Origin of the sequence: Stutzerimonas stutzeri, from assembly GCF_024448895.1 — a bacterium.
GTDB classification, from domain to species: domain Bacteria; phylum Pseudomonadota; class Gammaproteobacteria; order Pseudomonadales; family Pseudomonadaceae; genus Stutzerimonas; species Stutzerimonas stutzeri_Q.
In genome coordinates, this window is record NZ_JAMOIC010000013.1 from 54,401 (window position 1) to 68,664 (window position 14,264).

At 55.8% G+C, this 14,264-nt stretch carries 12 protein-coding genes; 3 read left to right on the forward strand and 9 right to left on the reverse strand.

The genetic code is table 11. From position 1 onward, the window contains the following. Window positions 1-38: 38 nt before the first annotated feature. From NA619_RS15950 to NA619_RS15990, 9 genes are all read right to left on the reverse strand, one after another. Entirely contained in the window at window positions 39-950 is a 912-nt protein-coding gene (locus NA619_RS15950) for a GDP-mannose 4,6-dehydratase (RefSeq protein WP_255962835.1), read from the reverse strand. Between the two features lie 267 nt (window positions 951-1,217). Then, a complete protein-coding gene (gene gmd, locus NA619_RS15955; RefSeq protein WP_255962836.1) occupies window positions 1,218-2,249 on the reverse strand; it encodes a GDP-mannose 4,6-dehydratase in 1,032 nt (343 codons plus the stop codon). A gap of 167 nt (window positions 2,250-2,416) precedes the next feature. Then, window positions 2,417-3,178 carry a WecB/TagA/CpsF family glycosyltransferase gene (locus tag NA619_RS15960; RefSeq protein ID WP_255962837.1) on the reverse strand — a complete coding sequence of 254 codons (762 nt, stop codon included), beginning with the start codon at window positions 3,176-3,178 and terminating at the stop codon, window positions 2,417-2,419. After that, complete coding sequence (locus tag NA619_RS15965) at window positions 3,168-4,052, reverse strand: glycosyltransferase family 2 protein (protein WP_255962838.1); 885 nt, start codon at window positions 4,050-4,052, stop codon at window positions 3,168-3,170. Before NA619_RS15965 ends, NA619_RS15960 begins: the two co-directional genes overlap by 11 nt. Continuing rightward, window positions 4,012-5,268, reverse strand: a complete 1,257-nt coding sequence (locus NA619_RS15970; RefSeq protein WP_336605465.1) for a hypothetical protein — start codon at window positions 5,266-5,268, stop codon at window positions 4,012-4,014. The genes NA619_RS15965 and NA619_RS15970 overlap by 41 nt, the downstream gene beginning before the upstream one ends. Window positions 5,269-5,589: 321 nt before the next feature. Further along, window positions 5,590-6,645, reverse strand: a complete 1,056-nt coding sequence (locus tag NA619_RS15975; RefSeq protein WP_423836841.1) for a glycoside hydrolase family 5 protein — start codon at window positions 6,643-6,645, stop codon at window positions 5,590-5,592. Between the two features lie 160 nt (window positions 6,646-6,805). Then, complete coding sequence (locus NA619_RS15980; RefSeq protein WP_255962840.1) at window positions 6,806-9,016, reverse strand: polysaccharide biosynthesis tyrosine autokinase; 2,211 nt, start codon at window positions 9,014-9,016, stop codon at window positions 6,806-6,808. Window positions 9,017-9,031: 15 nt separating this feature from the next. Beyond that, entirely contained in the window at window positions 9,032-9,469 is a 438-nt protein-coding gene (locus NA619_RS15985) for a low molecular weight protein-tyrosine-phosphatase (RefSeq protein ID WP_255962841.1), read from the reverse strand. Window positions 9,470-9,626: 157 nt separating this feature from the next. Beyond that, window positions 9,627-11,063, reverse strand: a complete 1,437-nt coding sequence (locus NA619_RS15990; protein ID WP_255962842.1) for an undecaprenyl-phosphate glucose phosphotransferase — start codon at window positions 11,061-11,063, stop codon at window positions 9,627-9,629. Between the two features lie 375 nt (window positions 11,064-11,438). On the opposite strand from NA619_RS15990, the gene yegS reads away from it, so the two are divergent. The 3 genes from yegS to NA619_RS16005 all read left to right on the forward strand — a co-directional run bounded on the left by yegS (window position 11,439) and on the right by NA619_RS16005 (window position 14,263). Continuing rightward, entirely contained in the window at window positions 11,439-12,368 is a 930-nt protein-coding gene (yegS, locus tag NA619_RS15995) for a lipid kinase YegS (RefSeq protein WP_255962843.1), read from the forward strand. 134 nt (window positions 12,369-12,502) lie between these two features. Next, window positions 12,503-13,435 (forward strand): chemotaxis protein CheV, encoded by a 933-nt coding sequence (locus NA619_RS16000; protein ID WP_255962844.1) that lies wholly within the window; start codon window positions 12,503-12,505, stop codon window positions 13,433-13,435. A gap of 24 nt (window positions 13,436-13,459) precedes the next feature. After that, on the forward strand, window positions 13,460-14,263 hold the full coding sequence (locus NA619_RS16005) for an MOSC domain-containing protein (RefSeq protein ID WP_255962845.1): 804 nt from the start codon (window positions 13,460-13,462) through the stop codon (window positions 14,261-14,263). The last annotated feature ends 1 nt before the right edge of the window (window position 14,264 follow it).

The following is a 14,264-nucleotide window of genomic DNA, read 5'->3' on the forward strand; positions in this document are numbered from 1 at the left end:
GCTGAAGCAGGAGAGCGCAAAACGACGACCTAGATAGATCAGGTTGAGGGGTACTCGATCATCCAGCGCAGCGTATCTTTGAGTTCGATTTGAGTCAGATCCCCGATGAGCGAGTCCAGCTTGGTCCGGCTGCCAAACAGATTCTTCACATCGGCGCTGCGCACGAACGCCTGATTGACCCGGACTTCCATGGAGTGCCCCGAGATGGCGGCTGCCTGCTCCAGTACGTATTGAAGGGTGTAAGCGGAGCCCGAGCAAATGTTGACGGTTTGGCCTACTGCGGATGGTGACTCAAGCAGACGTCGATAAGCCTGAGCTACCTGACGGACGTCGCAGAAGTCACGTGCGATATCAAGATTTCCCAGTTCGATCACTTCAGCTCGACGGCGCGTATGAGCAACGATCTTGGGAATAAGGAACTGTTCTGCCTGGCCGACCCCGGTGTAATTGAAAGGGCGGGTGACAATTAGAGGCAAACGGCTTTGGTACAACCTTGCCAGGTACTCCATAGCAGCTTTGCTTATGGCGTAGTCATTGGCCGGGGCGAACGGCGACGACTCATCGAGTACCCCTTCGGTTGCATTTCCATAGACGTTAGCACTGCTGGCCAGGAGCACACCTTCGAGCTCTGTGGCAGTGGTGCGCAATGCCTCTAGCAGATGGCGTGTGCCAAGCAGATTGGCGTTGTAGATGGCGTCAGCGTCGGTATGAGCAACAAAGGAAACCGCCGCCAGATGAACGACATACGTGGGTCGTATCTCGGTCAGCAATGTTCTTAGTGTTTCGGCGTCATTCAATGAACAGCAGTGGATACCCGAAACAGCCGTAGGCAAAGCACCTACGGGCTGGCGATAGCTCAGGCCGTGGACTTCGTAGCCCTGGGCTGCTAGCTCCTCTGCCATGTAGCGTCCGGTGAACCCGGTAACGCCGGTAATCAGCACTTTGCGCATGATCTTCCCGATAGGGTGAAATCCAATTTCAGCGGCGCCTTATCCCTTTATAGCCATGGGATGTTGCGCCCAGGTTAATGTCGGTTGGCAACCACCAGCTTTCGAGCGCGAGCTGCCCTGATGTGAGGTCTGCACGTTTACCTGGGATAAGGGGATGGACTTGAGAACCGGGAGCCCGGGCAAGCACATGATGGGGTGCCCGGATTCCTGAAAAATCGGCCCTGATAACGACCCGGGCCGATCTCCCTTATTCAGCATCCATCGGGCTTAGAACGAGAAGCCCTGCTGATTACGGCGAAGGTCTGCTTCGACCATCATCTGGCACAGTTGCTCCAGCGAAGTTTTCGGTTCCCACCCAAGTACATCCTTGGCTCTTTGAGGATTGCCGATCAGCAGTTCGACTTCGGCCGGGCGGTAGAACTTCGGATTGACCCGCATCACTACCTTGCCGGTTGCGACGTCGATGGCCTGCTCCTGCTCACCGCTGCCTTTCCACTGCAGTTCGATACCGGCAGCTTTGAATGCGAGCGTCACGAAATCACGCACAGTTTCCGTGCGGTTGGTCGCCAGCACGAATACATCAGGCTCATCGGCTTGCAGCATGCGCCACATACCTTCGACGTACTCTTTGGCGAAGCCCCAGTCTCGCTTGGCGTCGATGTTGCCCAGTTCGAGGACATCCAGTTGCCCCAGCTTGATCTTGGCAACCGAGTCAGTGATTTTCCGGGTAACGAATTCGCGACCGCGCAACGGTGACTCATGGTTGAACAGGATGCCGCTGCAGCCGAAGATTCCGTAAGACTCGCGATAGTTGATGGTCATCCAGTGCGCATAGAGCTTGGCAACGCCGTAGGGGCTACGCGGATAGAACGGAGTGGTTTCCAGCTGCGGAATGGCCTGTACCTGACCGAACATTTCCGAGGTTGACGCCTGGTAGAAACGAATCTTCGGATTGACGATGCGGATGGCTTCCAGCAGGTTCACTGCGCCTGCACCGGTGATGTCCAAAGTCGTCAACGGCTGCTCGAACGACACACCTACGAAGCTCTGCGCTGCGAGGTTGTATACCTCTGTGGCGCCGGTGTTCTGCAAAAGGCGGATGCTGGAGGACAGGTCGGTCAGATCATATTCAACGAGGTGCAGATTGGGATTCTTGTCGATACCCAATTCTTCGATCCGCCAGAAGTTCACCGAGCTGGTGCGACGGAAGGTGCCGTATACGGTGTAGCCTTTTTCCAACAGAAGTTCTGCCAGATAGGCGCCGTCTTGCCCGGTGATACCTGTGATGATCGCTTTCATTTTCTTCCCTGTTTGGAGAGGTTAGGTTTGTTCAGAGATGCCATCACTTTGCGCGTGCCTGACACTTGGCACTTGAAAGCGATGAGGCATCCTCAATAGCTCGATTCGGTTTAGCCAGCTTTGCAACGAATCTGGAGGAGTGTCAGATGCTGGCTATCGATATTGGTTCAGGACTCCTGCTTGGCAGGGCTGCTCTTTTGCCTGGCGCTTTTTTCACGGAGGAACGCCGGCACGATGTACATCGCATCTATCCAGTACCGTTTGGCCAGCCGGCGCGGCTCCATGCACATGCGGTGGAGCCATTCGAGCTTGTACTCACGCATCCACTTCGGGGCTCGCTTGATCGTCCCTGTTGCAAAGGATATGGATGCGCCAATGCTGAAACCCATTCCCGTGCGTTCACCGGGCTGGGTAGCGGCTGCCAGCACCTCACCACGCGGCGTGCCGACCGCATACAGCACGAGCTCCGATGGATTTTCCCGAACGAACTGGAGGCAGCGCTGCACTTCCTCCGGTTTCTTGATGAAGCCCATCGGCGGGTTGTAGTGATGAAGCACTATCCCGGGATAGAGCGCTCGGAGCTTGTCGGCTTCCGACTGTACCGAGCCGATCAATACGATACGCAAGCGCTCTGCATCGGCCCACTTGAGCAGGTCAAGGGTCAGGTCGCTTCCGGGGATCGCTTCATCTAGATGCACTCCAAGTCGGCTCAGCAACGAGAGCAGAATACGGCTGTCGCACAACCTCCAGCGCGCTTTGGCATACGCGTCACGCAGCTGTGGGTCATGCTCAAGCTGAACGAGATGGTCTACGTTCGGCGTCACCACAAACGAATAGGGTTGCTTCACGCCCTCACGGATGCAGGTCAATAAAGCTTTCTTATTGCCGGAATAGAAGTCGATTCCGAACGCATTAGTATCACTCGACACTCATTGCTACTCCCTTGAAGGCGCCTTTGATACCTGACCAGGCGAGAGTGGGATTCCTGTATTCCTTGATCGTGGTAACTGCCGAAAGAAGAAACGCGGAAACGATAGCGAACACCGGGCCGTAGAAACGTTTGTTGAAACGTGTGGCGGCGCGGTTGCGGTAGTAGTGGTAGAACGCGGAACGATTGCCCAGGCTGAGAGAGCCATAGTGGAAAACCCGGCTGGCCGGGATGACCTTGGACGTGATGCCAAAGCTCTTCGCCCGGTATTGCCAGTCCACTTCTTCGAAGTACATGAAGTAGTCTTCATCCATAAGACCGATTTCTTCCGTCAAGGCAGCAGAAAAAGCCAGGCTGCAACCCATGATGTAATCCGGGGCATGCTGAGGGTTTTGCCGTTGAGACGCTTCGATACTCTGGTTCTTGCCAAGCAATCTGGCCTTACCCAGGATCGGATACAGTTTGCCGCCTCCGTAGCACTCTAGTCGCCCAGTATCGGCACTTAGCACCAGCGAGCCGACGAACTGTCGGTCGTTGTGCTGCAGTGCGTCCAGCAAAGGTGAGAACGCATCGCTGTCGACGTACGTGTCGTTGTTCACTACCCAGAAGTAGGTTGGCTGCAAGTTTTCCATCGCCCAGCGCAGACCATAGTTGTTGCCGCCTGCGTAGCCGTTGTTCTCCGGGTTGCACAGCAGTGTCACCTTGGCGTAGGCCTTTTCCTCGAGCCATTGTTGAAAGGCGAGGGCAGAGCCATCCTGAGAATCATTGTCGATGACGACGATATGGTCGATCGATGCGCAATGTTCGAGCAGGCTTTCAACGCAGCTGATGGTTTCAGTAGCAGCTTTGTAGTTGAGAATAAGTGCGACGTTCATGTACTCGTTCCTTGCTGCGAAGATGGCGTGCCCGTAGAGCGTGCAAAACGAAAAGCAAACAGATGACCGGCTGCAAGTATTCGAACAGTCCTTGGAGCGGCCAGATTACGAAAAATGCCAGCATTACGGCGTAGCTGAACCCCATGTCAGGATGGATATTTCGAGCGATACGCTGATAGACGTAAAGTGACAGCGGTACCAGCAAGAAGGTCAGAAAGCCGAAACGAAACAGCGTGCCAATGATTCCAATGTCTGAAAGAAAGAAATGCTCTCCGAAGTATGGAATGAAGCCGTCCTGCCACATCAATGACAATGACCCGCTCGGCAACCAGCTCACCAGATCGAGGTGGCTGAAGACGGATGCGATAGTGTGAGGCCGGACGCCGTCCTCAACGCCGCCTTCAATGTTGCTTTGGTAGAACTCGAGATTGAGCCCAAGCACTTCGAGTAGCTCGGGGTAGAAATAGAAAGGTGACAACAGCACGCAAAATGACGCCGCCCATACAATAGCCTTGGCGCGTAACGAAAACAGGGTGAACGCCAGGCATAGAACGATGAGCTGCCGAGTCTGTGTGGCGAATACCAGGGTCAGCAGCAGAATAGCCGCAATGATCAAATATAGGTTTCGCTGGCGCGCCTCACCATTGATCGGTGATGTGCCCTGTGCCCAGATCTGGACGCAATAGAAGTAGGCGAAGCAGATCAGATAGGGTCCGATGGATGAACGGTCAGGGCGATCCCAGGATGTTTGTTCATCACGCAAGTCTGGAACCAGACCGAATTTGAAACACCATGACAGGACCACGGCCATAAGGGCCGCGTAGATGAATGCACGTTCGAATTGAAGGGTGCTGATGTGTTTGGCAAGCAACAACAACGGCACGAAACCGAACGCAAAAAGGATTCTTCGTTCTTCGATCAAGCCGTAAGTGATGGGTTGACCAAAAGTGTAAAACGCAAAAATCGCCGGCATCACGGTGAACACGATTACGCTGTAAAACGCGTAGTACATGAGGATGCGGAATTCCCGGCTCGCGCTATCGGTGCTGGCAAGAATCAGGAGAAGCGACAGACCCAGGCAGACGGCCAGATAAGCTTCGTTGAGAAACTTGAATCCGATTGGGTTGTGCGTGCTATCGCCAAAGACCGAGAAGTGCAAGATTATCGCTAGCACCGTCAATGGCAGAAAGAAAAATTTCGAGCTGATGTTTGTCATCACCTGGGTCCTTAGGTGCATTTCCATTCCAGATTACCGCGTCGCAACTAGCTCAAGCTTTCAGTATTGCCAAGATGTGCATCGGCGTTTCGTCCGTTTCGTGACGCTGAAAATGCTGTGTCAGCTCATGCTGACAGCGCTTGGCTTCGAGAGCTGCAGTGTCCTTTGAGTTCCGCTCGCATTAACCCGCTCGACGTGAGGTTGGATTTAGACAACCGGTTGCGGGTTGGGTTGCGTCTGATTCTTAGGATTCATCAAAAAGTTATGAACGGCTTAACACCCTGCTGCCCTCACCGCTGTGTCGGGGAGGGCCACAAGTTCTCAGCGAACAGCCGTAGGGCCGTACTCTGAGCAGCTGTTGGATATGTGCTTTTGCAGGATGGCCATCTGCGGTCTGTCCTTGCCGTCGATAGGCTCGACGGCGAGCGCATACTCGCCCCAGCCCGGACCGCCAGCCCAGTACGCGCTGGGCATGCAGTTTTCATTTAGATACCCGAGCAGATTATCCATCGCAACGAGCATCGACTCCGAATGGCCGGGTACGCCGTACTCGCCGAGGAAACCTTTAAGATTATGTTCCTTCAGCCATTCGACAAATGGACGAACACGTTCGATGCCCAACATCGGATCGACTGTCTCGTCAGCGGCGTAGCGGCCCGAAAAGTCTTTGTCGAGGTACAGGTGGCCCTCGTAGACAATCTTGTCCGCGGGATCCTTGATCACGAAATCTTCATTGACGTAGCGCCAGTGGAAGGTGCTGGCCCATCGGTCGCCTTCGACGAATATCAACGTATCCATATCCACTTCACGAATCGCGTCGACCGCGGCTTGTGCCGCTCCAAACCACAGGCCGTTGGTAGAGTGGGGCTCGTTCATGATGTCGTAGCCTAGCAGCGCCGGATGCCCCTTTAACTCCTCAGCGAGCTTACGCCAAACCTTCGCGTAGGCTATATAAGGGACCTCGGGTGAGCCAATCAGCTTGCCTTTGTAACGGCCGTAGTTATGCATATCCAGAATGATCTTCTGGTCATGTTTCTCGGCATAATCCAATGTTCTTTTGAGTAGTCGCATTTGGTCGAAATTCACGCCTTTATGCAGGTCGTGCTGCACGCGCTCCCATATAAATGGAAACCGAATGAGGCGGATATTCTTCTCTGCGTAATACTTGAAGTATTTTTGTTCTGGATAGAAGTAGTTGGTGCCTACTTTTCCAGGGGTAATATGGGGGGCGAAGTTGGCGCCAGACATATTGATACCGACCAAGTCGATACCAGAGTTGCTATCGGTGGATTGGGCCTGGGCCAGCGAAATGCTGCCAATCATTGCCAGGCCAGCAACCAATATTCTGAATGAGTTAGTCAGGAAGGGACTGTCCATGACGTCTGATCTCCAAGTGTTCAGGTAGAACTCGGCCGGACAATGCAGTCGAATGCCAGTGCGAACCGCTCTTCAAGCAATGCGTGAGAGCGGATCGACGGCCAGAAGGGCGACTAAGGCTGAGCGTGGTGACTGCCCGGCGCGTAATGCCGGGCACCTGTTACTTGCTTTGATATTCGTACTGATAGTAACCGTACTCGCTGTAAGTCGAGGCCTTGCGCACTACCGCGTTGAAAATCACGCCTTTAACCAGGATTCCATTCTGCTCGAGCCGGCGCTTGGCGAACTCGATTTCCTTGACGCCATTGAGGCCGTAGCGGGTGACCATCAATGTAGTGCCAGCCTGGCTGCCGACCAGCGCTGCGTCAGTCACGGCGAGGATGGGTGGCGTATCGAAGATCACCAGGTCGTACATGCTGCTGATTTCTTTGACGAAGCGAGAGAAGTTCTCGTGCATCAGCAACTCGGATGGGTTTGGCGGAAGCTGACCGTGGGTAATCACGTGCAGATTGTTCAGCTGAGTCTTCTGAATGGCATCGAACAGGGTGATGCGGCCGGACAGGATATCCGAAAGCCCTTTTTCGGCCTGGCAGCGCATGACCTTGTGCAGATAACCCTTGCGCATGTCTGCATCGATCAGCAGCACTTTCTTGCCAGACTGAGCGATTACCGCAGCAAGGTTGCTGGTGACGAATGACTTGCCGACCGTGGGGCTTGGCCCGGTGATCATCAGGATGTTGTTCTTGGCCTCGATCATGGCGAAGTGCAAGCTGGTGCGCAGGCTGCGCATGGCTTCGGTCGCCAAATCGGCTGGATCATTTATCGAGAGAAGATAAGAGGCCGCGCTCTTGTCCCGCTTGAAGTTGGCCAGACGCTTTTCCAACAGGCCTTGTTTCTCGCTGAACGGAATTGCGGCATAGACCGGGATACCGACGCGCTCTATCTCTTCCGGGTTCTCAACGCCGCGCTTGAGGGCTTCGCGAACGTAGACAAAGGCAACCGCAAGGATACCGCCGAGCAGGATGGCGGCAATGACGATCAGCGGCTTGTTCGGTTTGATCGGCATGTCGATATCGGCAGCCGCATGGTCGACGATGCGGACGTTACCCACGGTACCGGCCCGGATGATGTCCAGTTCCTGGGTCTTGTTCAGCAGCATCGAATAGGTTTCGGATGAAACCTCGACATCGCGATTCAGACGCAGCAGTTCCTGCTGAGTAGAGGGTAAGGTACCAATCTGCTTTTCCAGCTCTTTCTTCTGTGCCTGCAGTTGATTGATCTGGTTCATCAGCGCCTGGAAGTTCGGGTGCTGACGGGTAAAGCGGCTCTCCATCTCAGTGCGCTTAAGGTTCTGCTCGGAGATCTGGCTCTCGAGATCAACAATACGGTCAAGAACCGACTGGGTCTCCGCCGATATGTCTACGGAACGGTTACCTGTCTGAAAGGTGTTTAATGCCGTCTGGGCAGCATCTAGCTTCTTGCGAACTTCCGGTACTTGCTCGCTCAGGAATTCAAGGCTCTGAGTGGCTTCGGCAGCATTACGCGCGATGTTCTGATCGACGTAACGCTGCGCTACGGCTTCAAGCACCCTCACGGCTTTCTCAGGATCGGTGTCTTCAAGTGTCACGTTCAGAATGCCGGACAGCTTGCCGCGTTCACCAGCGTTCAGCCGATTCTGATAATCCTCGGTGGTCGCGTAGGTCCGATTCTTTATTACAGTGAAAGTAGTGCCTGGGCGGGCGTTTAGCTCTGCCACGGTAACACCGTACTCCGGCGTCTCGATCTGCTCTCCAACAGCACCCTGAACCACGACTTCGCCGTCGGTATCACGCAGGATGAAACTGTTGTTTTCTGCAGCTTCAAGTGTCAGCTCTTCACCGTGCATCTTGTCCGGCACGATCAGATGTGTGACGCGAAGTGATTCACCCCCCCAGGCATAGGATTCGAATCCGTCCGGGTACCAGCCCAGCTCACCTTCTTCGGTAGGCTCGAAGCGGCGGAACATGTAGCCGCCAATAATCGGGAAATGATGCGGCTCGATGATGATGTCTAGATTCAGGTCCTCGACTGCGCTGCCTACAACCGAACGCGACTTCAGCAATGCGATCTCGGTTTGTGCCGGCGAAACGGCAGGTGCGGTTCCAACGACATCAGTCAGACTTGGAAGGCCGCCCTTGGCCTGGATCTGAATCATCGCGCTCGCCAGGTAAACGGGCGTCGCGAGCAGCGCGTACGCAACGCCGAGTGCGGCGAAGAAACCCGTTATGGTGAGAATGAGTCCGCGGTTATTGAGGAAAGTGTCAAAGAGGTGGGCCAGGTCAATGTCCTTTTCCTCTTTGGTTTCATATATGGGTCGGGGCATGGTAGTCATTGAAGTTCCTTCTTCTTATTTCAGGTAAGGAAGCCAGCTTTCGACGGACTGCGTCAGAAGGCTGTGAACATGTTCGAATGCGGGCTTTGATTGGCGATAAGGGTCGGGGATTTCCGTATCGTCCAGCCATTTACCCAGCAGGAAGGTCTTTCCGTGTACTTCAGGTGCGATCTGGCGGATGTGCTGAATGTGGCTATGCTCCATGGCAAGAATTAAATCCGCCTGATGCAATATCTCGCTATCGACCTGGCGAGCACGGTGGAATGTGTGGTCCATGCCGTGTTCTTTGAGCACCTCATGTGCTGTCTTGTCCATTGGGTTGCCTACTAATGCACCAATGCCTGCTGAGCTAATCCTCAGGCCTTTTCCCTGGAGTCCGTGGGCCAACAAGGCTTCAGCCGCTGGGCTTCTGCATATGTTTCCGACACAGACGATCAATATGTTCTGGAACATTCGGTCAGCCTCGCAGCCCAGATTTCATGGGCATACGGGCCTGCGTAATGCAGAACGCAATTCTGATATTGCCTCGCTTCATTAGTTCAATCTTCCTGCTGCGCTCGCGCTTGTAATGTGGCGTAGTTGCCTTTGAGCTGCTCGATGCGTGAGGCAGTCAGTAAACGTCCCGATTGAACAGCAGGGCGGGAATGGTCCGAGCGAGGATGTAGATATCAAACCAGACCGACCAGCGCTCGATGTAATCCAGATCGAACTCGACGCGCTTTTCGATCTTTTCGAGGGTGTCGGTCTCGCCGCGATAGCCATTGATCTGCGCCCAGCCAGTGATGCCTGGCTTCACGCGATGGCGAGCGGAATATTCGGATACTGCATCTTCGAACAGCACGCCGGCGGCCTTGGTGGCTGTCGCGTGAGGACGAGGGCCGACCATCGACATGCTGCCCAGGAAGACGTTGAGCAATTGAGGTAGCTCGTCGAGGCTGGTTTTGCGGATGAAGCGCCCCACTCGGGTAATGCGATCATCGCCACGCGTGGTCTGCCGTTCGGCGTTTGCATCAGACTTTGCGTGATACATCGAGCGGAATTTGAAGACTTCGATCAGTCGGTTGTTGTAGCCATAGCGCTTTTGCTTGAAGAGGATCGGGCCGGGTGAGTCGATCTTGATCGCCAGTGCGAGCAGCAACATCACAGGGGCAGCGGCCAGCAGGGCCAGGCTGGACAGGATGATGTCTTCGATGCGCTTGAACATCGGCGACCAGCCGCGCAATGGCAGATCGGATGCAATCAGAGTAGGCAGGCCACCGACTTCGGTGATGCGCTTGTTGGCATGGCGGAACGCAACCATGTCGGGAACCAGCAGAACATTCACCGGCAATTTGCGCAGTTCATTGATGACCTGACCGATACGGCTGTCAGCGAACCAGGGTAGGGCGACCAGAACCTGGGTCACCTTTTCTTCGCGGATCATCTGCTCCAGGTCACGCGTGTTACCCAGCAGCGGCAGATCAGCCAGTGTTTTAGGCAGGCGCTCGAGGCGGTCGTCGATGAAGCCGAGGACGCCGGTGCGGATATCACGATGATGAGCCAGGTATTCAGCGACCCGAATTCCATTGTCGGTGCCGCCCAGGATCACAGCGTTCTGCAGGTATACGCCCTTGGACATGAGCCGGCGGAAGAGCGCGAGCATCATCAGGCGCTCAGCGCCGAACAGGATGCCGCTGGTAAGGAACCAGAACGTCAGGTGCTTGGCTTCCAGATAGCTGAACATGCTGAGCCCCTGATGCATGAAGATCAGCAGGCTGAACGCAGCGGCCCAGGCAACCAGCATCGTGCGGAAGCGGAGGAGCGTACTGAACACTTCTTCACTGTAGATGCCGACGGACTGGAAGATGACAACGCTGATCACTCCGAAGAACATCAGGAATGTGCTGAAGGTGCCGCCGCCTGCGGGAAGCTCGAGCGGGAGAAACAACAGCAGCAGGACGCCCGGCAACACAGCAGTAAGCCCGTGGATCAGGCGAATGCTGGCTAGGAAATAATCGACGAAACTGGGGTGGGCGTACTCAAGGGTTCCAACGGACTGTAAGCGCATACAAGGCTCCTTCCTACGGCTATTACTAGCTCAATACTCGTTTTGATCGCCGCGATCCGCGGTTCTGATGGCAGGCCGCTATCGCAACCTTCACCTGGACACCTGCTCCGACCGCCTTCTTTGAAATGAGTTCACAGGTGGTCAGCAAACTGATCATCGAGCTAGAAGGATTAAATGCGAACTGCAAGTTATTGAAAGTAAATGGCTTTTGATTTTTTTCCGGTTTCTGCATGCGAGAGCTAGTGATGCGGTTCTGACCGGTGGTAAGGCTCTTCTGACGGCCGGCTTAACCCTTGTGGTGTGGGAGATAGACAACTTTATGACTCCGTGACGGGTCTATCTGCGCATACGAAACGGACAACTGGAACATTTGGCATGAATCGACCCAAGGCATTGCTCGTCCTTCACGGTAAGCAAGGGCTCAAAGAAGAAGTACGTGCGGCTGTCAACGAGTGGCGCCAGCTTGGTAATGAACTGGCCGTGCGGGTGACCTGGGAACCAGGGGATACCGAGCGATTCGTCCAGGAAGCACTCGCGTTGGGTATGGATACGCTGGTCGCCGGAGGAGGGGACGGGACGGTGCATGAGATCGCCCAGGCGTTGCTGAGCAGTGGTTCCGACGCAAGCCTTGCAGTGCTCCCTCTTGGCACAGCCAATGATTTCGCGACGGCTGCCGAAATTCCGCTCGAGCCATTCGACGCGCTGACCTTGCTCAATCGCACGCCCGTCTCGGTGGATGTAGGCGAGATGAACGGCGAGCTCTTCGTCAACATGGCGACTGGGGGATTCGGTTCCAAGGTCACTGCCACCACTTCGCAGGAGCTTAAACGCGTTCTTGGCGGCAGCGCATACCTGCTGACAGGCCTTTCGCGTTTCAGCGAGCTGCGTGCTACATGGGGCCGGTTCGTTGCGCCTGATTTCACCTGGGAAGGAGAGTTTCTGGCGCTCGGCATCGGCAACGGGCGTCAGTCCGGGGGTGGTCAGCAGCTGTGCCCGCAGGCCTCGATCGATGACGGTCTGCTGGATATCTGTATCGTCCCCGCACCGGCTGATGCAGTCGGCACGCTTGGGACTCTGCTGAGTGGCGGCCTTCTGGGCATTGATACCGTGTCCGTCAAAGCGCGGGTCCCATGGCTCGAGGTCGACGCACCGGAGGCGATCGACATCAATCTGGACGGCGAGCCGGTTACTGCCAAGAAGATGCGGTTCTCGGTCAGGCGTCGAGCGCTGCGCTTGCACCTTCCTGCCGACAGCCCGCTGTTACGCGACGAGGCCCTTGTGCTCGGCGACGACCAGACTGCCTGACCGTAATGGGCGCCACGTCAGCGCTCTCGAGCGGGCCATTGCGATGTGCAGAAAAACTTGTGTCTCCGGATCAAGCATCACCACTTGCGGCCGATAGCTCCTAAGTTCCCCTTCACTCGCCAAGGAGCCCGCAAATGGCCGGCATTCTAGAGTCAGTCGATCAACGCACCCGCTTGGTGGGGCAGAATCGTCTGGAGATCCTCATGTTCCGGCTTTCGGGACGGCAACAGTTCGCGATCAACGTGTTCAAGGTTCAGGAGGTCGTGCAGCTGCCGAAGATGACGCTCATGCCCCATCGTCATGGCTCGGTGTGCGGCGTGGTCAACCTTCGCGGACAGACCCTGCCGGTCATCGACCTGTCGCGCGCCATAGGTTTGCGCCCGCTAGTGCCTGATGAGCGCAGCACCATCATCGTGACCGAGTACAACCGCTCGATTCAGGCTTTTCTGGTCGGCGGTGTCGAGCGCATCCTCAACCTGAACTGGGAAGAGGTGCTACCTCCGCCATCCACGGCCGGTCGCCAGCACTATCTAACCGCGATCACCAAAGTCGAAGACAAACTCGTTGAAGTCATCGACGTCGAGAAGGTGCTTGCTGAAATTGTGCCGTACAACACCAGTATTGCGCCGGAGCGCTTGACTGATCCGGTGCTTGAGCGTGCCCGAGGGCGAGAAGTTCTATGCGTCGATGACTCGACCGTTGCGCTGTCACAGCTGCGCGAAACCCTGAGCCAGCTCGGCATTACCATCCACACGGCCAGTGATGGCGCCAAAGGGCTGAACAAGCTCAAGGCATGGGCTGATGCTGGTGAAGTGATCACCGATCGCCTGCTGATGGTCTTCACCGACGCCGAAATGCCAGAAATGGATGGCTACCGCCTGACCACCGAGATTCGCAACGATCCACGCCTGCGTGATCTCTACGTCGTGCTTCACACCTCGCTTTCTGGCAACTTCAACCTGGCGATGGTGCAGAAAGTTGGCTGCAACAACTTCCTTTCCAAATTCCAACCGGAGAAACTGGTCGACGTCGTCCGTGAACGGCTGTTGATGGAAGACCAAAGCTGACCCGCTCATCTGATCGAGGCATCCATGCATCTATCCTCGCTGTATCGCTATCCGCTCAAGTCCGGTTCCGCTGAGTTGCTTGAGGCGGGAGGGTGCGATGAGCTGGGTCTGAGCGGCGACCGCCGCTGGATGGTAGTGGATGCGAATTCCGGTAAGTTTCTGACTCAGCGGGCTCAGCCGGAAATGTCTTTGCTGAAAGCCCGCTGGGAGGGTGAGGATGCATTGCTGCTCAGCGCCCCGGGTATGGAGGTCCTCAAGGTATCTATGCCAGATCTGCGAAGCGCTGCTCGAGGTGTGGTGATCTGGCGTGAAAGCCTGCAGGTGCCAGACGCAGGAGATGCCGCCGCGCAGTGGTTGACGAGGCTGCTCGATCATCCGTGTCGGCTGGTCTACTTACCAGCCTCGCAGGGCATTCAGGTGGACATGGACTACGCCCAGCCGGGCGAGCGCACCGCGTTCAGCGACGGATTCCCTTTTCTGCTTATCGGTCAGCGATCCCTCGACGACCTTTCGGCCCGGGTAGGGCAAATACTCGACGTCCGGCGGTTTAGGCCAAACTTGGTCATCGCCGGCTCCGCGCCCTATGCAGAAGACACGTGGCGGCGCATCCGCATTGGTTCTCTCGAGTTCCGGGTGGTGAAACCATGCTCCCGATGCATCATCCCGACGATCGATCCGCTTAATGGTGAACGGAGCCCCGTTCGCGAACCCTTGGCAACGCTGATGAACTATCGCAAGGGCGATGGCGGGGTGTTCTTCGGCCAGAATCTGATTGCTGAAGGCACGGGCCTGTTGCAGGTAGGTATGCCTGTCGAAGTGCTCGAGTAGG

Coding starts and splice junctions, on each gene's coding strand:
- NA619_RS15950 (WP_255962835.1), bottom strand. CDS start 950: ATGCGCAAAGTGCTGATTACCGGCGTTACCGGGTTCACCGGACGCTAC.
- gmd (WP_255962836.1), bottom strand. CDS start 2,249: ATGAAAGCGATCATCACAGGTATCACCGGGCAAGACGGCGCCTATCTG.
- NA619_RS15965 (WP_255962838.1), bottom strand. CDS start 4,052: ATGAACGTCGCACTTATTCTCAACTACAAAGCTGCTACTGAAACCATC.
- NA619_RS15970 (WP_336605465.1), bottom strand. CDS start 5,268: ATGACAAACATCAGCTCGAAATTTTTCTTTCTGCCATTGACGGTGCTA.
- NA619_RS15975 (WP_423836841.1), bottom strand. CDS start 6,645: ATGGACAGTCCCTTCCTGACTAACTCATTCAGAATATTGGTTGCTGGC.
- NA619_RS15980 (WP_255962840.1), bottom strand. CDS start 9,016: ATGACTACCATGCCCCGACCCATATATGAAACCAAAGAGGAAAAGGAC.
- NA619_RS15985 (WP_255962841.1), bottom strand. CDS start 9,469: ATGTTCCAGAACATATTGATCGTCTGTGTCGGAAACATATGCAGAAGC.
- NA619_RS15990 (WP_255962842.1), bottom strand. CDS start 11,063: ATGCGCTTACAGTCCGTTGGAACCCTTGAGTACGCCCACCCCAGTTTC.
- yegS (WP_255962843.1), top strand. CDS start 11,439: ATGAATCGACCCAAGGCATTGCTCGTCCTTCACGGTAAGCAAGGGCTC.
- NA619_RS16000 (WP_255962844.1), top strand. CDS start 12,503: ATGGCCGGCATTCTAGAGTCAGTCGATCAACGCACCCGCTTGGTGGGG.
- NA619_RS16005 (WP_255962845.1), top strand. CDS start 13,460: ATGCATCTATCCTCGCTGTATCGCTATCCGCTCAAGTCCGGTTCCGCT.